Annotated in this window: 19 protein-coding genes; 9 read left to right on the top strand and 10 right to left on the bottom strand. The window is 50.9% G+C overall.

Annotation, left to right across the window (positions count from 1 at the left end):
• Positions 1 to 349 precede the first annotated feature (349 nt).
• Genes EBB54_RS08795 through EBB54_RS08785 form a run of 3 tightly spaced genes read left to right on the top strand, consistent with a single transcriptional unit; the run spans position 350 to position 3860 of the window.
• On the top strand, positions 350 to 709 hold the full coding sequence (locus tag EBB54_RS08795) for a GntR family transcriptional regulator (protein ID WP_125127142.1): 360 nt from the start codon (positions 350 to 352) through the stop codon (positions 707 to 709).
• Between the two features lie 12 nt (positions 710 to 721).
• Positions 722 to 1624: an ABC transporter ATP-binding protein gene (locus tag EBB54_RS08790; RefSeq protein ID WP_125127141.1), complete on the top strand. Its 903-nt coding sequence runs from the start codon at positions 722 to 724 to the stop codon at positions 1622 to 1624.
• Entirely contained in the window at positions 1599 to 3860 is a 2262-nt protein-coding gene (locus EBB54_RS08785; RefSeq protein ID WP_125127140.1) for a DUF6449 domain-containing protein, read from the top strand. The genes EBB54_RS08790 and EBB54_RS08785 overlap by 26 nt, the downstream gene beginning before the upstream one ends.
• Positions 3861 to 4089: 229 nt before the next feature.
• On the opposite strand, the gene EBB54_RS08780 is transcribed toward EBB54_RS08785, so the two are convergent.
• The 6 genes from EBB54_RS08780 to EBB54_RS08755 all read right to left on the bottom strand — a co-directional run bounded on the left by EBB54_RS08780 (position 4090) and on the right by EBB54_RS08755 (position 12051).
• On the bottom strand, positions 4090 to 5265 hold the full coding sequence (locus EBB54_RS08780; protein WP_125130682.1) for a SpoIIE family protein phosphatase: 1176 nt from the start codon (positions 5263 to 5265) through the stop codon (positions 4090 to 4092).
• Positions 5266 to 5270: 5 nt separating this feature from the next.
• The gene (locus tag EBB54_RS08775) at positions 5271 to 6983 is read right to left on the bottom strand and encodes a [Fe-Fe] hydrogenase large subunit C-terminal domain-containing protein (RefSeq protein WP_125127139.1); all 1713 of its coding nucleotides are present in this window, start codon (positions 6981 to 6983) and stop codon (positions 5271 to 5273) included.
• Between the two features lie 35 nt (positions 6984 to 7018).
• Positions 7019 to 7762 carry a SanA/YdcF family protein gene (locus tag EBB54_RS08770; RefSeq protein ID WP_125127138.1) on the bottom strand — a complete coding sequence of 248 codons (744 nt, stop codon included), beginning with the start codon at positions 7760 to 7762 and terminating at the stop codon, positions 7019 to 7021.
• Positions 7763 to 7910: 148 nt separating this feature from the next.
• The gene (locus EBB54_RS08765; RefSeq protein WP_125127137.1) at positions 7911 to 9653 is read right to left on the bottom strand and encodes an NADH-dependent [FeFe] hydrogenase, group A6; all 1743 of its coding nucleotides are present in this window, start codon (positions 9651 to 9653) and stop codon (positions 7911 to 7913) included.
• 15 nt (positions 9654 to 9668) lie between these two features.
• Positions 9669 to 11507 (bottom strand): NADH-quinone oxidoreductase subunit NuoF, encoded by a 1839-nt coding sequence (nuoF, locus tag EBB54_RS08760; protein ID WP_125127136.1) that lies wholly within the window; start codon positions 11505 to 11507, stop codon positions 9669 to 9671.
• Positions 11508 to 11556: 49 nt separating this feature from the next.
• Positions 11557 to 12051 carry an NADH-quinone oxidoreductase subunit NuoE family protein gene (locus EBB54_RS08755; protein ID WP_004079191.1) on the bottom strand — a complete coding sequence of 165 codons (495 nt, stop codon included), beginning with the start codon at positions 12049 to 12051 and terminating at the stop codon, positions 11557 to 11559.
• 222 nt (positions 12052 to 12273) lie between these two features.
• Between EBB54_RS08755 and EBB54_RS08750 the strand changes: the two genes are divergently transcribed.
• From EBB54_RS08750 to EBB54_RS08725, 6 genes are all read left to right on the top strand, one after another.
• The gene (locus tag EBB54_RS08750) at positions 12274 to 13224 is read left to right on the top strand and encodes a DUF4349 domain-containing protein (protein WP_125127135.1); all 951 of its coding nucleotides are present in this window, start codon (positions 12274 to 12276) and stop codon (positions 13222 to 13224) included.
• A 29-nt stretch (positions 13225 to 13253) separates the two neighbouring features.
• Positions 13254 to 13421 carry a DNA-binding protein gene (locus tag EBB54_RS32200; protein ID WP_125127134.1) on the top strand — a complete coding sequence of 56 codons (168 nt, stop codon included), beginning with the start codon at positions 13254 to 13256 and terminating at the stop codon, positions 13419 to 13421.
• Positions 13418 to 14080 carry a response regulator transcription factor gene (locus EBB54_RS08740; protein WP_125127133.1) on the top strand — a complete coding sequence of 221 codons (663 nt, stop codon included), beginning with the start codon at positions 13418 to 13420 and terminating at the stop codon, positions 14078 to 14080. The genes EBB54_RS32200 and EBB54_RS08740 overlap by 4 nt, the downstream gene beginning before the upstream one ends.
• 311 nt (positions 14081 to 14391) lie before the next feature.
• Entirely contained in the window at positions 14392 to 15081 is a 690-nt protein-coding gene (locus tag EBB54_RS08735; RefSeq protein ID WP_243127589.1) for a sensor histidine kinase, read from the top strand.
• Between the two features lie 207 nt (positions 15082 to 15288).
• Positions 15289 to 16059 carry an ABC transporter ATP-binding protein gene (locus EBB54_RS08730; protein ID WP_125130678.1) on the top strand — a complete coding sequence of 257 codons (771 nt, stop codon included), beginning with the start codon at positions 15289 to 15291 and terminating at the stop codon, positions 16057 to 16059.
• Positions 16046 to 18085, top strand: a complete 2040-nt coding sequence (locus EBB54_RS08725; protein ID WP_125127132.1) for an FtsX-like permease family protein — start codon at positions 16046 to 16048, stop codon at positions 18083 to 18085. The genes EBB54_RS08730 and EBB54_RS08725 overlap by 14 nt, the downstream gene beginning before the upstream one ends.
• Here the strand turns inward: EBB54_RS08725 and EBB54_RS08720 are convergent.
• From EBB54_RS08720 to EBB54_RS08705, 4 genes are all read right to left on the bottom strand, one after another.
• Positions 18082 to 18924: a metal ABC transporter permease gene (locus EBB54_RS08720; RefSeq protein WP_125127131.1), complete on the bottom strand. Its 843-nt coding sequence runs from the start codon at positions 18922 to 18924 to the stop codon at positions 18082 to 18084. The genes EBB54_RS08725 and EBB54_RS08720 overlap by 4 nt on opposite strands.
• Entirely contained in the window at positions 18917 to 19735 is an 819-nt protein-coding gene (locus tag EBB54_RS08715) for a metal ABC transporter ATP-binding protein (RefSeq protein WP_125130676.1), read from the bottom strand. Before EBB54_RS08715 ends, EBB54_RS08720 begins: the two co-directional genes overlap by 8 nt.
• Before the next feature lie 71 nt (positions 19736 to 19806).
• A complete protein-coding gene (locus EBB54_RS08710; protein WP_125127130.1) occupies positions 19807 to 20844 on the bottom strand; it encodes a metal ABC transporter substrate-binding protein in 1038 nt (345 codons plus the stop codon).
• 17 nt (positions 20845 to 20861) lie between these two features.
• Positions 20862 to 21371, bottom strand: a complete 510-nt coding sequence (locus tag EBB54_RS08705) for a dihydrofolate reductase (protein WP_125127129.1) — start codon at positions 21369 to 21371, stop codon at positions 20862 to 20864.
• Between the last annotated feature and the right edge of the window lie 33 nt (positions 21372 to 21404).

The following is a 21404-nucleotide window of genomic DNA, read 5'->3' as shown; positions in this document are numbered from 1 at the left end:
ATCCTTTCTTCTGTAAATATAGAAATCAATGGGCTGCAATTACTGTGAAATATGGCGAGACGCCAGAATTGCCGGACAGCCAGAAAAGCACGATCCGATTTGTATTCACCTGTTCAGTATAGCAGACAAGGCTGTGAATGTAAATACTTTTTGAGATGTTATTTCGGTCCGCCTTTCCTCTTTTAAAGTAATATTTTCCCGCTTGACTTTTTCCTGTTTTCATGATAATCTAAGTGTACTAATACAGATAATACACTATACCCTGTACGCATTCGTGGATTTTCCTTCGCTGCCATACAGTTTTCTTACAGCAGCCCCATGAGTGTCCCAACCCAAAGGAGGTGCCCTATTGATCACGATTGATTATCAAAACCGTGCTCCCATCTACGAGCAGATTGTAGAGAAGTTCCAGATGCTGATCGTCAAAGGCGTCCTGGAGCCGGGCAGCCGGATGCCCTCGGTCCGCTCCCTGGCTGTGGAACTGTCCATCAATCCCAACACCATCCAGAAAGCCTTCGCCGTCCTGGAGCAGGAGGGATATATCTTTTCCGTCAAGGGCCGGGGCAATTTTGTATCCGAAAGCGCATCCCTGTTCGAGAAAAAGAAGGAGTCCTGTTTAGAAGAGCTCAGACGTCTTCTGTTTCGCGCAAAAGAACTGGGAATCCTGGAGTCTGACTGCACGGCAGTATTCGCCCAGATATACAGATAAAGGAGGTGCCTTATGATTGAATTAAAACACGTCAGTAAATCCTTTCAGGATACGCCTGCCCTGGCCCAGGTTACGGCCCAGATCCAGGACGGCCTGATCTTCGGCCTTGTTGGCAGCAACGGCGCGGGCAAGAGCACGCTGCTTCGGCTGGTCAGCGGCATTTTAAAACCCGAGGAGGGGGAGATCACGCTGGATACCATCCCTGTGTTCGAGCATTCAGAGGCAAAGAGGCAGATCTGCTTTTTGTCCGACACAGTCACCTATTTTCCCAATGCCACACCGGAATCCATGGGAAGCTTCTACCAGCTTGCCTATCCGGCATTTGACATGGAGAATTACAAAAGCCTTCTGCAGAAGTTCAATATCCAGCCAGAGAAGAAGCTCCAGAACTTTTCCAAGGGACAGAAAAAACAAGTCTCTCTCCTGCTGGGGTTTTGTGCAAACACCCGGTATCTGCTCTGCGACGAGACCTTTGACGGGCTGGACCCTGTCGTACGCCAGGCCATCAAGAGCCTGTTCGCGGCGGAGCTGTTAAAGCGGGAATTTACCCCTGTTATCGCGTCCCATAGTTTAAGAGAGCTGGAGGACATCTGCGACACCATCGGACTGCTCCACCAGGGGAGCCTGCTCTTTGCTAAGGATCTGGACTCTATGAAATGCAGCCTCTGCAAGATGCAGTGCGTCATACCGGACCATGCGAAGGAGGAACAGCTTCTCTCCGAGCTTTCCGTCCTCCAATACGAAAAAAGCGGATCCCTTTTGACGGTTACTGCCCGGGGCTCCAGGGCGGAGGTATTAAAGCTCGCCCAGGAAAAGGAGCCGATCTTTGCGGAAGTACTGCCATTGTCACTGGAAGAAATCTTTATCAGCGAAACGGAGGTCGCAGGCTATGACATCAAAAATCTCATACAGTAAATTTATAAAAGAAGATATCCGCCGCCGCGGCTGGCTTCTGGTCCTCTCCGCAGTGCTCCTGTTCCTGTGCGTTACGGTCACCACCCTGCTGATGCTGGAAGCCTCCTTTGCCAATATTTCACAGGACGAACTGGCGGAGCAATGGAACATCTACCGCACCGTTTTTCCCGGGCTGCTGAACGGAAGCTATAATCTGCTGCTCTTTGCAGCGCTCCTGCTGCTGGGCGGATTGTGCGCGGTAACCGGGTTTTCCTACCTGCATTCCAGGGAACAGACTGATTTTTACCACAGCCTTCCCCTGTCCAGGCGGCAGTTGTTCTTCATCTCCTACCTGGGCGGGCTTCTGGTCTTTCTGGTTCCCTATCTGGCGGCCTCATTGCTGGCCGTCCTGGCAGGCTTTGCGCACGGGTTCTTTACGCTGCCTGTACTGGGCCGATGCTTTCTCTCCGTACTGGGGGGCACCCTGGCTTTCCTCATGGTCTACCACCTGATGATTCTGGCCATGATGCTGACCGGAAAGGTTGTGACTGGCATCCTGGCGGCCGTGTCCCTGTTTTTTTACGGATCCATCATCGGCGTCCTGGCGGCTGGCCTTCCGCTCCAATTTTTCTCGACTTACTATACGGGAAGAGGACAGTTCTTGGAGAAGCTTTATGATTTCCTGTCTCCCTGGCCCATGTTCGGACAGATTCTGGGAAATACGGCCAACTACAATGTAGCGGATGACAGATATAGATATATTTCATCATTATCATACTACCTGCGCCGCCTGGCCCGGCCGGCCAACCCCTATAGCCTTGCCGCCACATTGGCTGCTGCTGCGGTGTTTCTGGCGGTACTTTTGCTTCTGGCCCTTCTTCTGTATCAGAAACGGCCCTCTGAAGCGGCAGGAAATGCCCTGTCATTTCCCATCACCGCGCCGTTTATCAAGGTACTGATCTCTGTGCCCACTGCGCTTTGTATTGGGATTCTGGTGGGCTCCATGTACTCCGGCGGCACGAAATGGATCATTCTGATGAGTATCCTAGCGGTGATCCTGCTCTGCGGCCTGATTGAATTTATTTATCACATGGATGTACGCAGGCTGTTTGCGGGAAAATACTCCTCCCTCGCTTCCCTTCTGGGAGTGGCAGGAATCCTGTGCGTCCTGCAGTTTGACGTATTCGGCTATGACACCTGGCTTCCCGAAGAGGACAGCCTGGAAAGCATGTCCCTTGACGTCAGCCAGATGTACGGCTATTTTTCTTATCCGGACACCGTTTCCCGCAGTACGGATCATCCCCAGTATCCGGATCTGCTGAACGGTGAAATATGCCAGATACAGGAGTTTGCCCCCATCTATGAGCTTGCCAGGTCAGGAGTTGAAAATGCCGGAAAGGGAGCCGACAAAATGGCCGGCCGGGAATTGGAGTCCCTGAATCAATCGAGCAATGCCGGCACCAGAGAAACCGAAATGAACGGCCGGGAATCAGAGCCCCTGGACGAACAGGTCTATATCACGATCCGCTATAATAAAAAATCAGGATCATCGGTTTACCGCAATTATAGAGTCAGCGCAAGAGAAGTCCTGGATACACTGGACATCCTCTGCCAGGAGGAAAGCTACCGGAAAATACTGTTTCCTGTCTTTTATGCGGACTATGAAGACATCAGCGCGGTCCGGCTTACGGACATTTACTGGGAGCCGAAAATACTGGATCTGACGGAGAAAGAACAGGATGCGCTTCTCGACGCTTATAAGCAGGATGTTCTGAACGTGGATATCCGGGACCTGCAGTTAGAACGGCCGATCGGGGAATTGTCCATCGACATCCCGGAAGGGATGCAGTTTGTCGGACAAATGGCATATGATTCCAAATACAATTTCACCCTGGGCGGTTTTTATCTGTACGAAGGCTACGAAAACAGCCTGGCGCTGCTGGAAACATACGGATATACTCTGCGCCGGGAGATAGACCCTGAGGACGTGGAACAGGTCAAACTGGCAGAAACCATTTACACGGAGGAGGCTCCTGCAGAGGGAAAATTCTCCGTTCCCGACACCAGTGAGCGGATCGTCACGGATTCGGATGAGATCGCCGCGGTTCTGTCGCAGGTACAATACACGACCAGCAGGCTTCTGATCAGTACACATGCGGCCGGAACGTCCGCAGAAATCCTGCTGACCGGAAACAAAGAACCCACATACTATACCTTAACGGACGAAGTCCGCCCGTCCCAACGGGACGTGAATTAAGGGGTGCCCTTGGGTATACCTTAACGGACGAAGTCCGCCCGTCCCAGCGGGACATGAATTAAGGGGTGCCCTTGGGTATACCTTAACGGACGAAGTCCGCCCATAGAACAGCAGGCGGCAGCCGTACCTCAAACCATCCGGTACGGCTGCCGCCTGTCTGGCATCCGATTCATTTCTAAACAAGCAAACCCCTGATTTTTTATGCTGTGCTCCGGGTAGAGAGTCCCTCCTAATAATACTTCACGGTGACCGTCTTCCCCATCTTTTCCACCACGGACTTTAACTGCTCCACCAGATTCATCCTGAGACTTAAGTCAAAGGTCAGGTCCGATTCCTGATGGGCTTCGTTGATGGCAGTCCCAACAAACAGGTTCAGCTCCGTACATTCCTCGATGAGCATTTTCGCCAGCTTGGAAGCCCCGTTTTCGGCATCCAGCTCATCGAAAAATTCCACGTCAAATTCATCGTTTTCATACTGCTTGAGAAGCTTTAGAGACCGCCCCATGGTGAGCACGCCTTCCGTCACCAGATCCAGCCCCTCAATGGAGGACATGGGCGGGACATCCGGGTTGTTTCGGTCTACCTTTGTAACGATCTCCCTGTGCAGGATTCGGGAGGCGATATTGGAGCTGGTACCGCCGGACACCACCTTCTTTCCTTCCATGTGCATAAAATCATACATCAGCTTTTCGTCATCCTCCTTGCTCTTCGGAGGCCCGGTGAACAGGTTCACCACCTTGCGCTCAATGACCCTGGCCACCGCCACCGTGGTATCATCCCCCGGCTTCTGGATGTACAGATCGTCGCATGCCTGGCTGAGCATGGCCGCCAAACGGGAGGCGGACAGGGTTTCCTTCGTACATTTCAGGGTATACTCGGACATATTTTCCCAGGTCCAGCCCTGCAGGTCCAGAATATCCCCGGCCCCGGCATAGATGACGCCGTCGCTCATCAATACGAAGCAGTCATTCTTCTCCACTTTGAAACGGTATTCGTGTATTTTTTTTCCCTCAATCTCCCGTATTTCATAAGGGTATTTCACGATTTTTTTATTCCGGATAAACACACAGTCCGGGTTGTCGTATTCCACCAGGTAGGCGTCGCCGTTGTGGAAAATCTGCAGAATGCTGAAGGTCGCGTATGCCACCTTCCGCTCCTGGCAGATGGGGAGCGTCCTGGCAATGGTCTCCACGCAGGATTCAATGGCCGCCCCTTCGTGCAGCATGGTGGCCAGAATCTTGGAGGTCAGGGTGGAAAGGATGTTGGCCTTGACCCCGCTCCCCATGCCGTCCGCCAGGATCAGGATATCCGAATCCCGGGTCTTTACGATCTCCACCTTATCTCCGCACAGCTCTTCTCCGTGTTTGTTCAGGCTTTTCCAAGCCACGTCAATACTTACGCTCATATTCATCAGGCATCCTCCTCATTGAGAATGGAATCCCGCAGTTTGGTCAGCGTCACCTTGGTCTCGGCGGTGGTCTCTCCCAACAGTCCTGCAATCTCCTGGGCTACCATCATCTGCTTGTCAATGACCTTCTGGGCCATCTCCATGGTCTCAACCTTGAGATTGTAATGCTGTTCCTTCATCTTCTCTTCCCGGGTCACATCCTGGAACGTCACCAGGACGGATTCCAGATTTTCGATATAAACAATGGTCTCCTCCACCGTCATCCGGCCATGCTCGAGCTGGATCTTCTTATGGAATACGGTTTCCTTTGTCCGCAGTGTCTCCTCAATATCCCCGGCGTCCATAAATTCAAATATGTAACGCTGCAGCGCTTCCTCCTTGCCCACGCCCAGCAATTCCTGCCCCTTCTTGTTGCATTCCCGAATCCGCAGTTCGCTGTCTACAATGAAGATCATGTTGGGGGTCACATCCATGACCACGTTGGACATGGACTCGGCCTGCATCAGCGCGTAGGGCATACACATGGAAAGCTCCGCCTTGTTCTGGAATACGGCCACCGCCTTTTCCCGGCAGGTGGAATACCCGCAGGCGCCGCAGTTTAACTCGTCCTCCCTGGTATATTTTCCCACGGATCGCAATATTTCCTGAATCACCTCTTCAGTCGGAACGGCTTCCTTTATGCTGCGGTCTTCAAATGTCTTTGAGAGCTCTTCCGAACTCATATCCGGCAGGTCATGGGCCGCCTTGCGGGAAACCTCCCGTTCAATCTTGATCTTTGCCTTCACATAAGACATATTCCATCTTGCGGAAGCCGGGCCTTTGGTGCATCCGCCCTCGCACACATTGGCCTCGATGAAGCAGTGGTCCAGCTCGCCCCGTTTCAGGCATTCCAGCATTTCCATGCAGTTGGCCAGGCCGTCCACAAATACCTTGTGGTAGGAGTCCATCTCCTCCTCCGCAATCACGGACTGGACTACGCCGCCGCTGATGGGGTACATCCGGTTGATCTCCGGGTCCGGGTTGCCCATGGGGGCGTCCTCGCAGTCAAAGATCCGGATCTTCGACTCATCCAGCCAGATCGCCAGCTCCTCAAAGGTCAGTATGGCATCGATGGCTCCTGCCACCCGCTCGTCCCCGATGGCCTCCTGCTTTTTCGCGATGCAGGGGCCAAGAAATACGACCTTCACATCGTCTCCGTACAATTTTTTGATATACCGTCCGTGGGCCACCATGGGGGAAACCACCGGGGCCATCAGAGGCGCGCACTCCGGATAATATTTTTCAATCAGGTCATTGACGCTGGGACAGCAGGTGGTGATGATGTTGGGCATCTTGTTTTCCCGGATGATCCGCTGGTATTCCCGGGTCACCATGGCCGCCCCCTCCGCCGTCTCCCTTACTTCTGCAAAGCCCAGTTTGAGCAGCGCATCCACCACCTGTCCCGGCCGGTCAAAATCCAGCACGCCGATATAGGACGGGGCGATGGAGATGACGGTACGAAGCCCCTGCCGCAGAAAGCCCTTTACCCGCTCCATGTCGCTGGCAAAGGTCTTGGCATTTTGGGGGCAGATCTCCATGCATTTTCCGCAGTTGATGCAGTGGTCCGTCAGGATACGGGCCTGCTCCTGCTGGACCGTGATCGCCTTCACCTGGCAGTGGCGCACACATTTGTAACAGTGGCGGCACTTCGCATCCTTAAAATCAATTACCTTCATGTACTCTTCCTCCTTGTATTTTGTTTGCTCCTTTTCTATTTTGATCCATCGCTCTTTGGCTGTTTATCATTGGTAAGATCCCCATTCCCGCTGACCGGTATCACGTCCCCCAGAAATGTGGGCCTGGGCTTTAGGATCGTATAGCCGAAATCCTTCACTCTGGCAAGTATTTCCCGCAGTTTCCGGTATCGGTCACCGCGGTAGACTGCCTGGTCACAGGCAACCCCCGCCGCCTCCATGGAAAATGCCCGTGCGTCATAAACGGCCCGGTACAGGTGATACTTCTGCGTTACGACGATCACACGCTCTGTCTGAAAGATCTCCTTCGCCCGGTACATGCTCTCATAGGTGGAAAATCCGGCGTGATCCATGAAAATATCCTCCGATGGGACGCCCTGCTCCACCGCGTAGTTCTTCATGGTATTGACCTCGTCGTAGTCCTCCCGGCTGTGGTCCCCGCTCATGATGATCTTCTTCGCCAGTCCCCGCCTGTAGATCTCGATCCCATAGTCCACCCGTTCTTTCAGCATGGGGCTCATCTCTCCGTCGGCTTTCACCTTCGCCCCAAGAACCAGCACCGCATCCGCTTTTTCTTCCCGGTTCTCTTCCAGACGTTCCTGCAGTTTTTCAATGGTTGTGATTTTTTTCCCGGCGGAATGCTTTACATAAACATTCACCGTGCACAGGGAAAACAGTCCCAATATGACCAGGCCGCCGGATACCGCCGAGATCCGCAGAAGCCACTTCCGGCAGCAGTCTTTGTTTCCTTTACGAATCATGTTTTTATCACTCCGAAATCGAATCTTGTTCCGTAAGTCTCTAAAGGTAAGTATACTATAAAACAGCCGAAAAGTCATTTGAAAAATCTAAAAAGACAGACCTGCCGGATTGCTCTTCTCCCGCAGGTCTGCTTTCTTAAAACAGGGTTTAGTTGATACTTCTCTTCACATAGCTGGTATGCAGCACATGATGAGCTTTCTCGCTTCCCGGCTCGCCTAAGTATTCCTCGTACAGCTTCTTGATGGACGGATTGTCGTGGGACTTCCGAAGGGGCTTCGCCGCATCGTTGTCATACAGGACCTTCGCCCGGATGGCACGCACGTCTTCGAAGTTACGCACGTCCGCGTGTACCTGGGGCTGGCCGCCGCCGTTTACGCATCCGCCCGGACAGCACATGATCTCAATAAAGTGATAATCTGCCTCCCCTGCGCGGACTTTTTCCAGGATCTGCTTCGCGTTGGACAGTCCGGATGCCACCGCCACCTTCACGTCCATGTCCGCCACATGGTAGGTCGCTTCCTTGATCCCGTCCGTTCCGCGCACTTCCTGAAATTCCACGTCTGCCAGTTCTTCCCCGGTCAGCGTCTCCACTGCCGTCCGAAGAGCCGCTTCCATTACGCCGCCGGTGGCGCCGAAGATCACGCCTGCTCCGGTGGACTCGCCCAACGGATCGTCAAAACCTTCCTCCGGGAGGCTTCGAAAATCAATGCCCACCTTGCGGATCAGCCTTGCCAGCTCCCGGGTGGTGATGGAGATATCCACATCCGGCACGCCTGCCGCGTCCTGGTCGTCTCTGCCCACCTCGAATTTTTTCGCCGTACAGGGCATCACGCTGACGCAGACAATATCCTTCGGGTCAAGCCCCATCTTTTCCGCGTAATAAGTCTTGGTCACCGCTCCGAACATCTGCTGGGGCGACTTACAGCTTGAAAGATGATCCAGAAGATCCGGGAAATAGTGCTCGCAGTACTTCACCCATCCCGGGGAACAGGAAGTCATCATCGGCAGCACGCCGCCGTTTTGTACTCTCTCGATAAATTCATGGGCTTCCTCCATGATGGTCAGATCCGCGCTGTAATCGGTGTCGAATACCTTGTCAAATCCGATCCTTCTGAGGGCTGCTGCCATCTTTCCTTCCACGTCCGTTCCCATTGGATAGCCAAATTCCTCGCCCAATGCCGCGCGTACGGAGGGCGCAGGCTGAACCACCACATGCTTTGCGGGGTCTTCCACCGCTGCCAGAACCTCGTCCACGAAGTCCTTCTCATACAGCGCCCCGGTAGGACAGGCCGCGATACACTGACCGCAGGATACACAGCTTGTCTCTCCCAGCCCCATATCGAACGGAGATCCGATAAAGGTGGCAAATCCACGCTGGTTCGGTCCGATGACGCCCACTGCCTGGGATTTTTCACAGACTGCGGAGCATCTCCGGCAGAGGATGCATTTGTTGTTGTCCCGTACCATATGGGCCGCGCTGGTATCCAGCTCATAATGGTTGGCTTCCCCGGCAAAATACTGCTCGTCCGCGACGCCTAACTCCTGGCAGAGCGCCTGCAGCTCACAGTTTCCGCTTCTCACACAGGAGAGGCACTTCTTGTCATGGTCTGACAGAATCAGCTCTAAAGTACGCTTTCTCGCTGCGATCAGCTCCGGAGTATTGGTCCGCACCTCCATACCTTCATTGATCGGATGCACGCAGGCCGCCACTAAGTTTCTTGCGCCCTTTACTTCCACGATACACATACGGCATGCGCCGATCTCGTTGATCTCCTTGAGAAAACAAAGGGTAGGAATCTTGATTCCGGCAATATGTGCAGCCTCAAGAATCGTTGAACCTGCCGGTGCGCTTACATCAAGGCCATTGATCTTTAAATTCACATTTTCCATTCTCTCACTCCTCCCTTACTCTTTGTAGATCGCGCCGAAGCGGCATTTTTCAATACAAGCGCCGCACTTCAAGCACTTCTCGGAATTGATCATATGCGGCTCTTTTACGCTGCCCACGATGGCCCCTGCGGGACAAACTCTGGAACAAAGCGTACAGCCTTTACATTTATCTGCGTCAATCTTATACTGCAGCAGGTCTTTGCAGACGCCTGCAGGACATTTTTTATCCACAATATGGGCAATGTATTCATCCCGGAAATACCGCAGCGTGGAGATCACCGGATTGGGCGCGGTCTGCCCCAGCGCGCACAGGGAATTGGACTTTAAGTGGTAGCACAGCTCTTCCAGCTTGTCCAGATCCTCCATGGTAGCCTGTCCCTTGGTGATCTTCTCCAGGATCTCCAGCATCCGCCGCGTACCGATCCGGCAGGGGGTACATTTTCCGCAGGACTCGTCCACCGTAAATTCCAGGAAGAATTTGGCGATGTCCACCATACAGTTGTCCTCATCCATGACGATCAGCCCGCCCGAACCCATCATGGAACCGATGGCCAGCAGATTGTCATAGTCGATGGGCACGTCCAGGTGCTCGGCAGGGATGCATCCGCCGGAGGGGCCTCCGGTTTGCGCCGCCTTAAATTTCTTGCCGCCGGGCACGCCGCCGCCGATCTCTTCCACGATCTCCCGCAGCGTCGTCCCCATGGGGATCTCCACCAGCCCCGTGTTGTGGATCTTGCCGCCCAGGGCAAAGACCTTGGTTCCCTTGGACTTCTCGGTGCCCATGGAAGCGAACCACTCCGGGCCGTTGAGGATGATCTGGGGAATGTTGGCGTAGGTCTCCACATTGTTCAGGATGGTAGGCTTCTGGAACAAGCCTTTGAGCGCCGGGAACGGCGGACGCGGACGGGGCTCCCCGCGGTTTCCTTCGATAGACGTCATCAGCGCCGTCTCCTCCCCGCATACAAACGCGCCGGCACCGAGACGGAGCCCGATGTCAAATTTGAAGCCGGTTCCGAAAATGTCATCCCCCAGAAGGCCCAGTTCCCTGGACTGGCTGATGGCAATCTCCAGACGCTGCACCGCAATCGGATACTCCGCGCGTACATAGATGTACCCCTGTGTCGCACCGATGGCGTAGCCGGCAATGGTCATGGCTTCCAGAACCGCATGGGGATCGCCTTCCAAAACGGAACGGTCCATGAACGCGCCCGGGTCGCCTTCGTCCGCGTTGCAGCAGACATACTTCTGATCCGCCTGGTTGGCAGCCGCGAACTTCCACTTCAGTCCTGTGGGGAATCCCGCGCCGCCGCGTCCCCGCAGGCCGCTGTCCGTGATGAGCTGGATGACCTGCTCCGGGGTCATCTCGGTGAGCACCTTGCCCAGCGCTTCATAGCCGCCCACCCCTATGTATTCTTCGATATGCTCCGGACTGATCTCCCCGCAGTTGCGCAGAGCCACCCTGTGCTGCTTCTTATAGAAATTGGTCTCCTCCAGAGGCAGGATGTGTTCGGTCTTGGTGGTCTCCTCATACAAAAGCCGCTTCACCACATTGCCGTTTTTGAGATGCTCGGAAACGATCTCCGGGATATCCTCTTCCTTTACCATGGAATAAAAAGAGCCTTCCGGATGTACGATCATGATCGGCCCCAGGGCGCACAGGCCGAAGCATCCGGTCTTTACGATCTCTACATCCTCCTCCAGGCCGTTGGCCTTGATTTCCTGTTCCAGCTTTTCAATGATCCTCAGGCTTCCCGAAGAAGTACAGCCCGTACCTCCGCACACATGGACACGGTAACGGCAGGCATGCTTCTTCGCTTTTTCCCTGATCACACGTAATTCTTCAAGAGATTTCATATATGTCCTCCATTTTTCTCAAATTCTGCGGATATTCTGAAACAATGTTTTATTCATATTTTGCCAGGATATCGTCAATATCATCTACCGTAAGACGTCCATATACCTCGTCGTTCACCATCATAACCGGTGCCAGTCCGCAGGCCCCCACACAGCGGCAGGCATCCAGGGAAAACTTCCCGTCCGGCGTACACTCCCCGCCGACGATGCCCAGCTTTTCCATCAGCGCATTGTAAATGTCCCCGGAACCTTTTACATAGCAGGCTGTCCCGAGACAGACTGAGATCCGGTACTTGCCCTTGGGACTTAAGCTGAACTGCGAATAGAATGTCACCACTCCGTAAATCTTCTCCAGCGGAATCCCGGTCCCGTCGGAGATCATCTTCTGCACTTCCATCGGAAGATAACCATAGATATCCTGCGCCTTCTGCAGGATCGGCATCAATGCCCCCGGTTCGTCTTTCAGCCCGGCGATCACTTCTAACAAAGCTTCTTCCTGTTCCTTTGTTCCTGAGAACGGAACCGTCTGTTTCTTTTCAGGCATTACTTTACCTCCATTTCTTAAATTAAGTCATTCTGTGGTACATTTTATCACAATATGTTATAATTATCTACAAAATAAATGAAACTTTTGCAAAATGTGACTGCGGCTTGTAAAAATTTTCCATTTTTTTTGAATTTACTGCAACAAAACCGTTGTTTTCGTACTCTGATATAATATAACAGTGTAAAGTATCGTATGAAAAAAATAAAGGAGGAGACACTTATGAAGATTATGAAAAGAAAATCCCACAACCTTCTGATCCTGTTTCTGATCACAGTCCTGGTCTTGTCGGGCTGCGGCGCAAAGGGCTATGACAGCGCGTCCGGAGAGAGAGAAGCTGCCCAGATCGTGGATGCGGAAGCGTCAATCCCGGAGGAGGGAGCAGGCGAAGGCAATTCCTCTTCCCCGGAGATATCCGGGCAGGATCTGTCTTCCCGGAAACTGATCAAAACCGTATCCCTCACCATGGAAACCAGAACCTTTGATACCCTGAAAAAGCAGCTTGAAGACTCCATCGCTTCCTTCGGAGGCTATGTCGAGCAGTCCAGCTATGACGCCCCGGGCGGCCAGAGCTACCGCTACTACTACCTCTGCGTGCGCATCCCCTCCGAACATCTGGATGACTTTGTAAACAAGGCGGGGAAGCTCGGCACGATTACAAACCAGTCGGAAAACGTACAGGATGTGACGCTGGACTATGTAGATAAGACCGCATACAAAGATTCCCTGCGGACCGAATATGAGCGGGTGATGGAACTGCTGGAGCAGGCAAAGGATCTGGAGCAGATCCTTGCCCTGGAATCCAAGCTCTCGGATCTGCGCTATGAGATCAACAGCTACGAATCCCAGCTTCGGACCTATGACAACCAGATCGACTACAGCACCGTCAATATCAACATCCGGGAAGTGGAATATGAAAAAGAGACCTCCGACACCGTCGGCAGCAGGATCAAAGGCGGCTTCCGAAACAGCTTGTACGGAGTCCGGGACTTCTTTGTAAATTCCTTCGTCTTCCTGGTGTCCAACCTGCCTGTACTGGTATTGTTCGCGGCGGCGGCAGCCCTTACAGTGCTGTTCCTGAAAAAGGGACGGAAAAGGTTCCGGAAAAAAGCTCTGAAAGACGAAAATGGCAGCCGGGAAGTGCCGGAAAAAAAGGAAACATCCGAAGAGTAAATAGTGTGAAAAAATGATGGAAACTGAAAATGTTAGAGTTTATTTCTGCCCCGGAAGCAGCGAAAAAATGGGACATTTCAGAAAGACGGGTACAAAACCGTATACCGGGTGGGGCAAAATTCAGCCGCTTTTGGCTGATACCAAAGGACGCTGAAAAACCAGCAGATAAAAGAAAACGGAAGGAAAACAGAAAGTGAAAATATTTGTTGTTGAGGATGAAGCAGAGATTTGTAAAGAATTGTCCGTTCTGCTGCAGAAATATGGTTATGTTTATGAAAGCAGCACTGATTTCGCACATATTACAGACCATATTTTGAAAGCAGAAGCAGACCTTGTACTGCTGGATATAAACTTGCCATATCAGGACGGATATACTATATGCCGTGAGATTCGGAAACAGTCGGATATTCCCATTATCGTTCTGACAAGCAGAAATACAGACTTTGACGAGTTGATGAGCTTGAATATCGGTGCAGACGATTTTATATCAAAGCCTTATAATGCACAGGTATTGATAGCACGTATTCAAACAATATTAAAAAGGACTTATGAAGCACAGGTTCATTCTGTCCTGACTCATAAAGGGCTGACAGTCAATCTGCTGAAAGCTGCTGCTGTTTATGGGGATAAAGAGGTAGATTTAACAAAAAATGAACTTGGCATACTGCGTTTGCTGATTGTAAACAAAGGCAATGTGATACCGCGGGACTCGATCATAGATGAATTATGGCAGAGCGACGAATTTATAGACGAAAACACGCTCAATGTGAACATTGTTCGATTGCGTAAAAAGTTATCGGAGATTGGTGCGTCCGATTATCTGGAAACAAAACGTGGATTGGGGTACAGAGTATGAAACTGACCGATTATATCACTGACCGTCTTTTCTCTGTTATACTGTTTTTGGCAGCCGTTATGTTTTCGACGGGGCTTCTTTGGCTAATGGGGCTGCGCTATGAATTTATTATTTATATCGAAATCATATTTGGGGGTTCTTTTCTTGCGGCGCTGCTATGGGATTACACAAGAAAAAAGAAATATTACTGCGGGTTTATGGCTTTATTTGACGGACTTGACGACAAGACTTTATTGGCAGAGCTTGCAGAAAAGCCGGGATTTCTTGACGGGAAATTGCTATACCAGATTCTGCACCTGTCTCATAAGTACATGAATGATAAGCTGGCAGAAGCACAAGCCATGAATCAAGAGTACCGGGAATATATCGAAATGTGGGTACACGAAATAAAAACGCCGATAACCTCTGCCCATTTAATCATTGAGAATAACAAGAATATTTCTACAATCCGCATAGATGATGAATTGAATAAAATAGACCATTTTGTAGAACAAGCCCTTTTCTATGCGAGAAGTACAACATTGGAAAAGGATTTTAAGATAGAAAAGACAACCTTGAAAACACTGGTACAGGAAGCGTTGAAAAGCGATTCCAAACAGATTATCGAAGCCCGCGGCAAACCTGTATTTGTCAATTTAGATATTCCGGTATTTGCCGATCGGAAATGGTGTGTATTTATTATAGGGCAGATCATAGCTAATTCTGTTAAATATGCAAAAGAAAATCTGATTCTCACTTTTGAGGGGATTTCTTTTGATAACGGGTGCAGCCTTTCTATCTCCGATAATGGAATCGGTATAACCGAAGCAGATATTCCAAGGATTTTTGATAAGGGGTTTACCGGGGAAAACGGGCGTAAATTTGGAAAGTCAACAGGCATTGGGTTATATTTATGCCGGAAATTGTGCCGTAAGATGAATATGGAAATATCTGCAGCAAGCAGCTCTGAAAATGGGACAACCGTGAAGATCACGTTTCCCAAAGAAAATCTTTATGCATGACAATAGAAGACTCGCGAAGCGTGGATTCCAGTGTTTGACATAGGAATATCCTGCAAAGCGGGATTGTATGAGCAGGCATGAAAAATGCCTGCTTCTTTTCTCCCCGAAACCTTACATTTTGGTAATGTAAATGTAATCTTATTTAATGGTGCATTTGAATCTCGGAATGTACAATATCAAAAAAAGGAAAACGAAAGGAGCAACATTATGAACACCCCGATTTTAGAGGTTTCTGATATTCAAAAATATTATGGAAACAAAGGAAACATTACCAAAGCTGTTAATCGTATTTCCCTGTCTGTCTGCAAAGGGGAATTTGTCGGTATTATGGGTGCGTCCGGCTCTGGTAAGACAACATTGCTTAACTGCATTTCTACAATCGACACAGTAACCAGCGGGAAAATATTAGTGGAGGGAAAAGACATTACTGCTTTACGCGGAAAGCAGTTGTCGGCTTTTCGGCGCGAAAAGCTGGGCTTTATCTTTCAGGACTTTAATCTGCTAGATACATTGACTGCATATGAGAATATATCCCTTGCCCTGTCCATTTCCGGCATAAAAGCAAAAGAAATTGATAAAAGGGTACGGGAAATTGCAGGAGCATTGAATATCACGGAAGTCTTGGAAAAATACCCCTATCAAATGTCCGGCGGACAGCAGCAGCGCGTAGCCGCCGCCCGTGCAATGGTAACAAATCCGGCTCTTGTTCTGGCGGATGAACCTACAGGCGCACTGGACTCCCGTTCCTCCCATATGCTTTTGGATATGCTGGAAGAATTGAACCAAAACCTTTCTGCAACAATCCTCATGGTAACCCACGATTCTTTCACAGCCAGTTATTGCCGCCGTATTCTTTTTATTAAGGACGGGAAAATTTTCAGCGAAATTCACCGCGGGGCAAAATCACGGAAAGAATTTTTTGAAGAAATCATGGAGGTGGTTTCTGTATTGGGAGGTGAAACCAATGACAAGCGTTAACTCTGTAAATACGGGTAAATTGATTATTCGCAATGTGCGTAAAAATATACAGGACTATATGATTTATTTCTTGACGCTTACGGTTTCGGTCAGTATGTTTTACGCTTTCAATTCCATTCAGAGCCAGCCGGCATTCCATGATCTTGACGCGACAAAGCAATTACTTTCTGACCAATTAGGGATATTGCTTTCTGCATTATCTGTTGTAGTGGCTGTTGTACTTGCGTTTCTTATCCTGTATGCAAATCAGTTTCTATTAAAACGCAGGAAAAAGGAATTAGGGATTTATACATTGTTAGGAATGGAAAAAGGAAAAATATCAAGGATTTTTGCCGGAGAAACCTTATGCGTGGGGATTCTGTCGCTTGTGTTTGGGCTTATATCAGGGCTGCTTTTGTCACAGGGACTTTCCATATTTTCTTTACGCCTGTTTGCAATAGATATGAGTAAGTTTCAGATTGTTTTTTCCATGAGCGCGCTGAAAAAGACGATCGGCTGTTTTGTATTGATTTTTCTGATTGTCATGATTTTTAATGTGCGCACGGTTTCTTCGGTCAAGTTGATTGACCTGTTGACCGCCGGCAGGAAGAATGAAATCATTGCGCTGAGTAACAAAGCCGCCGGGATTTCTTTAGCCGCGCTTTCTATCCTGTGTATTGTTTCTTCCGGCGTGATTATTCAGCGCTACGGTATACTTCCCAGCCGTGAAAATTCGTGGTTTCAGATTGCAGCAGTTTTGTTAGCGGCAGGGACGGCGCTTTTCTTCTTTTCTGTATCTGCAGTATTGCTTACAGCGGTACAGGCAAATAGAAAAATTTATCTGAAAGGGCTGAATGCCTTTTTAAGCCGGCAGATCGGAAGCAAGGTGCAGACGGATTTTATGACTATGAGCGTAGTATGCGTTTTGCTTACCATATCCATTTGCGGTATATCCGTGGGGATCAGTTCTGCTTTAACCATGAATGAAACGTCCAAGGCTGCGCTTCCTTATGATCTGAATGTTGTAGCGGATATGGATGTAGCGGGAGAAACAGACATTGCGGCATATCTGAAATCAAGGGACGTGGATCTGGGGATCTATGCAGACAGCATAGCACAGATCAGCCTTTATGAAGCAGAAATAACCTATGGAGATTTGTTTGAGGGACAGGACTTAAACTTATGGCACATTGACAGCGCTATTCCCGAAGTGGGCGTCAGTGTCGTTCCCATTTCAGACTTTAACCGTGCATTAGCGGTTCAGGGGAAAGCGCCCATAAATCTTGCCGATCATGAATTTCTTTTGAACTGTAATTACAAAGGTACTTTGCAATATATAGATTCATTTTTGCAGTCCTGTACAGAAATTGACTTGAATGGAACGACTTTACAGCCGGGCAGGAAGAAGCCGCTGGGTGAAACTGTTTTGATGACTTCGGTAGGAAATAACGACAGGGGGACTTTGATTGTTCCCGATCGCATCGCTGCGTCTTTAGCAAAAGACATGAATATTTTGTTAGTGCAGTATAAACCCGGCACAAATACGGATGAAGTATTGCAGAAAATGATACCGATCGGGCTGGAATGGAAAACAGAGGGGTATCGGTATACTGAAAAAGTCATGTTGAGCAGTATGTACTACGGTTCCTGCGCGCTGCTGGTATTCTTATGCTGCTATATCGGGCTGGTGTTTCTGCTGATATGCGCCGCGCTGCTGTCCCTAAAACAGTTGACGGAAACCGCAGATAATATTTACCGATACGGGTTATTACAAAAGCTGGGAACAGACAGCAGGCTGCTTTTCGGAGCTTTATTCAGGCAGACGGCAATATTTTTTGTTGTACCGCTTTTACCTGCAGGAATTTTTTCGGCATTTGGAATCGGAAAAATCACAGCGATTGCAGAAGAATTTCTAAATATGCACATATCTGCAAATATCGGCGTTACTGTTTTGATGTTCTTGATTGTGTACGGTGGATATTTCATTGCCACTTACCTGTCATGTAAACATATGGTTATGGAAAAACAAATTTTTTTCTGCAATTAGAAACAGGACTGCCTGAAAGCACTCCGGTTTTTCACTGCCCCGGCTATGGCATATCCCCCCAGCATCAAAAGGTTTGCAATCACCACGCTGGCGCCGGCAGGCGCGGCAAAAAAGTAGGACACGGTGATCCCGATGCAGAAGCAGACCACCGACACAACGGCGGAACTGACCGTCACGGAGCGGAAGGTTGTGCACACCCGCATGGAGGTCAGGGCCGGGAAGATGATCAGGCTGGAGATCAGCAAGGTTCCCATCATCCGCATGCCCAGCACGATGGTCACCGCAGTCAGCACCGCGATCAGGGTATTGTACAGCCCCGCCCTGACTCCGGTGGCCTGGGCAAAGGTCTCATCAAAGGTGACGGCAAAGATCTTGTGATAGAAGAATACATACAGGATGAGGACGGCCAGGGAGAGCAGCACGCTCATTTTCACATCCTGGCTGCTCATGGCCAGGATACTTCCAAACATATAGTTATACACGTCCGTATTCATTCCGGTAGTCATGGAGATGACCATGATTCCCACGGCCAGCGCACTGGTGGAAATCAGGGCGATAGCCGCATCCCCTTTGATCTTACTGTTTGCGCTGACCCGCAGAAGCAATACCGCCGCCGTGACCACCACCGGGATGGCCACCGTCAGCGGCGCGGCATTCAGCGCGGCGGCAACTGCCAGAGCGCCGAACCCCACATGGGAAAGCCCGTCCCCGATCATGGAATACCGTTTGAGCACCAGGCTGACCCCAAGCAGCGCGCTGCACAAAGACACCAGGATTCCCACCACAAAGGCCCGTACCATAAATGGATAGGAAAGCATTTCAAACACCGTATCAATCAAAACCTGTACCTCTCTTTTCAGAAGTTTCTGTATACGCAGGCATTCCGCCGCCTGCTATTTCTGTATTTCCCGCAGGCTCCTGACTCCCTCCGGCCATTTCTCCGGGCGCTTTCGTACGCTCCAGAAACATCCGGCCCACCAGGCTTTCCCTGTACGCTTCCGCTTTTCCGTAAAACAGCGCGGTTTCCTGCAGGTGGAGGATGTGGGAGGCGTCCCGCACGGCGCTCTCGATGTCATGGGATACCATCACCACCGCGATCCCGGACCTTTGGTTTACTTCCTTGATGAGCTGGTAAAACTCTGCTGTCACAAGGGGATCCAGCCCCGTCACCGGCTCGTCCAGAAGCAGCATCTTTTTCGTCGCGCAAAGCGCCCGGGCTAAGAGAACCCGCTGCTTCTGCCCTCCGGACAGATCCCTGAAACAGCTCCGTCTCAGCCCTTCGATCCCCAAAAGCCCCATCATGGCCTTTGCCTGTTCCCTGTCTCTTGAGGTGTAAAAAGGCTTCATTCCCCGGCTGTTCAGACGGCCCGAGAGAACCACCTCCTGGACGCTGGCCGGAAAATCCTTCTGGACGTCCGTCTGCTGGGGCAGATAACCGATCTCCTTTTGCTTTAACCCGTCCCCCAGCACGATCCGCCCCTTCAAGGGGGCTTTCAGTCCGAGAAGGCTTTTCACCAGGGTGCTCTTGCCGGAACCGTTTTCTCCCACAATACAGAGGTAATCTCCGGGATGGATCTGAAACGACAGATCCCGGACCACCACCTGTCCCTCATATGCGATTGTAAGCTCCTCACACTGTACCAGTGCCATAATCCGTCCATCCTCCCTGACCCGATTCTCTTTTTTGCCCTTCCCGGCGCTTCTCTTGTCAATTGCTCTTGTCATTGTCCCAGCGCCGCCTGCAGGGTTTCTGCATTTTTACGCATCATGGAGAGATAGCCCTCCCCGGCTTCAAACTGCTCTGCAGTCAGGTTGTGGCAGCTATAGAGCACCCGGACCTCTGCCCCGGAAGCCTCGGCTACTGCCCGGGCGATCTGTTCAGAGCTCAGCTCCATTTTCAGGATCACGGGGATCTGCTCTTCCCTCGCCTTTCGGATCAGAAACGCCATCATCGCCGCGCTTGGCTCCGTATCCGCCGCGCACCCTGGAAATGCCGCGTAATATTGCAGTCCGTACTCCTGTGCAAGATAGCGGAAAGGAAACCGGTCTCCGAACAACAGCAGGTCCTGTCCCCTGGCCGCAGCCTTTTGTGTGATTTCCCGGAACTGACGGTCCAGCGCTGCAAGCTCTTCCAGATAGGCGTCCAGATTGGCCTTATATTCTTCCCGGCCTTCCGGATCCAACGCGGAAAGCTCCTCTGCGATCCGCTTCGTGATCTCCATGGCATTTTTCGGGGAGGTCCAGACATGCTCGTCGTTCTCCTCCTCTTCTTCCTCTGTCCCCGGGCATAGCTGCCCCTTATGCCGCATCCCTTCCACATGCTCTTCCTTTAGAAGCGCTGTGCAGTCCACCAGGCGTAGCCTTCGCACCTGCTTCATCTCCGGGGCATCCAGGATGTCTTCCACCCACGCATCATTTTCCCCGCCCACGTAGATGAACAGATCCGCATTCTGGATGGCAATGATATCCCGGGGCGTGGGCTCGTAGGAATGGGTCTCCTCCCCCGGTTTCAGCAGCATCTGAAGGGAAACCCGTTCTCCGGCGATCTGCCGTACAAAATCATACTGGGGAAAGATGGTCGTGACGATCTTAAGAGCAGAGCCCTCCCTGCCCTTGGAATCCGTTTCCCGAACAGGCCCGGACAAAACACTGCCTCCGCCCGTACAGCCGGACAGAAGCAGGGCCGCTGCCAGCAACACTGTCATGGAACATCGATACCAGTTTTTCCGTTTTTTCTCCGCTGCCGGATCATGCATCATACTCACCACTGTTCGTTTTACTCAAAGCTTTTTGTGCCGCTTTTGCGCTCATATTTTGTAAATACAAATTCCAGGTCAAAGCTTGTCTGCTCCTCGCCGGCCTCTGTCATCTCCCATTCCGGCATCTCATCCAGATTGGGGAAATGGGTGTCCGCATCGTAGGCGTGGTCGATCTTTGTCACATATGCCGTATCACAATAGGGCAAAAACTGCCGGTAAATGCTTTCTCCGCCGATGATGAAGATCTCCTCGGAAGCATAGCCTTTCAGATGCTCCAAAAGCTCCTCCATGGTATGCACGGCCAACGCCCCTTTTACCTGATAATTTTTGTCTCTGCTGAGCACGATATTCGTCCGCTGTTTCAGGGGGAGGCCGTTTGGAAAGCTTTCCAGAGTCTTCCGGCCCATCACCACCACATGTCCGGTTGTTTTTTCACGAAAAAACCGCATATCCGCCGGAATGCTCCACATCATCTTATTATTCTTCCCAATCGCCCAGTTTTTATCTACCGCAACAATGATATTCATTCTGTGTTTCCTCCTTCAATGCTTCGCATTTGA

This window comes from Schaedlerella arabinosiphila (assembly GCF_003885045.1).
In the GTDB taxonomy this organism is placed as follows: Bacteria; Bacillota; Clostridia; order Lachnospirales; family Lachnospiraceae; genus Schaedlerella; species Schaedlerella arabinosiphila.
This window is presented reverse-complemented; position numbering and strand designations above follow the sequence as displayed.

What these genes read in the sequence shown, in the direction of transcription:
- EBB54_RS08705 (WP_125127129.1), bottom strand. Translation starts at nt 21,371, where the DNA reads ATGAATATCATTGTTGCGGTAGATAAAAACTGGGCGATTGGGAAGAAT.
- EBB54_RS08780 (WP_125130682.1), bottom strand. Translation starts at nt 5,265, where the DNA reads ATGAGCGTAAGTATTGACGTGGCTTGGAAAAGCCTGAACAAACACGGA.
- EBB54_RS08730 (WP_125130678.1), top strand. Translation starts at nt 15,289, where the DNA reads ATGAACACCCCGATTTTAGAGGTTTCTGATATTCAAAAATATTATGGA.
- EBB54_RS08765 (WP_125127137.1), bottom strand. Translation starts at nt 9,653, where the DNA reads ATGGAAAATGTGAATTTAAAGATCAATGGCCTTGATGTAAGCGCACCG.
- EBB54_RS08750 (WP_125127135.1), top strand. Translation starts at nt 12,274, where the DNA reads ATGAAGATTATGAAAAGAAAATCCCACAACCTTCTGATCCTGTTTCTG.
- EBB54_RS08710 (WP_125127130.1), bottom strand. Translation starts at nt 20,844, where the DNA reads ATGATGCATGATCCGGCAGCGGAGAAAAAACGGAAAAACTGGTATCGA.
- EBB54_RS08755 (WP_004079191.1), bottom strand. Translation starts at nt 12,051, where the DNA reads ATGCCTGAAAAGAAACAGACGGTTCCGTTCTCAGGAACAAAGGAACAG.
- EBB54_RS32200 (WP_125127134.1), top strand. Translation starts at nt 13,254, where the DNA reads ATGTTAGAGTTTATTTCTGCCCCGGAAGCAGCGAAAAAATGGGACATT.
- EBB54_RS08770 (WP_125127138.1), bottom strand. Translation starts at nt 7,762, where the DNA reads ATGATTCGTAAAGGAAACAAAGACTGCTGCCGGAAGTGGCTTCTGCGG.
- EBB54_RS08715 (WP_125130676.1), bottom strand. Translation starts at nt 19,735, where the DNA reads ATGGCACTGGTACAGTGTGAGGAGCTTACAATCGCATATGAGGGACAG.
- EBB54_RS08775 (WP_125127139.1), bottom strand. Translation starts at nt 6,983, where the DNA reads ATGAAGGTAATTGATTTTAAGGATGCGAAGTGCCGCCACTGTTACAAA.
- EBB54_RS08785 (WP_125127140.1), top strand. Translation starts at nt 1,599, where the DNA reads ATGACATCAAAAATCTCATACAGTAAATTTATAAAAGAAGATATCCGC.
- EBB54_RS08790 (WP_125127141.1), top strand. Translation starts at nt 722, where the DNA reads ATGATTGAATTAAAACACGTCAGTAAATCCTTTCAGGATACGCCTGCC.
- EBB54_RS08725 (WP_125127132.1), top strand. Translation starts at nt 16,046, where the DNA reads ATGACAAGCGTTAACTCTGTAAATACGGGTAAATTGATTATTCGCAAT.
- EBB54_RS08735 (WP_243127589.1), top strand. Translation starts at nt 14,392, where the DNA reads ATGAATGATAAGCTGGCAGAAGCACAAGCCATGAATCAAGAGTACCGG.
- nuoF (WP_125127136.1), bottom strand. Translation starts at nt 11,507, where the DNA reads ATGAAATCTCTTGAAGAATTACGTGTGATCAGGGAAAAAGCGAAGAAG.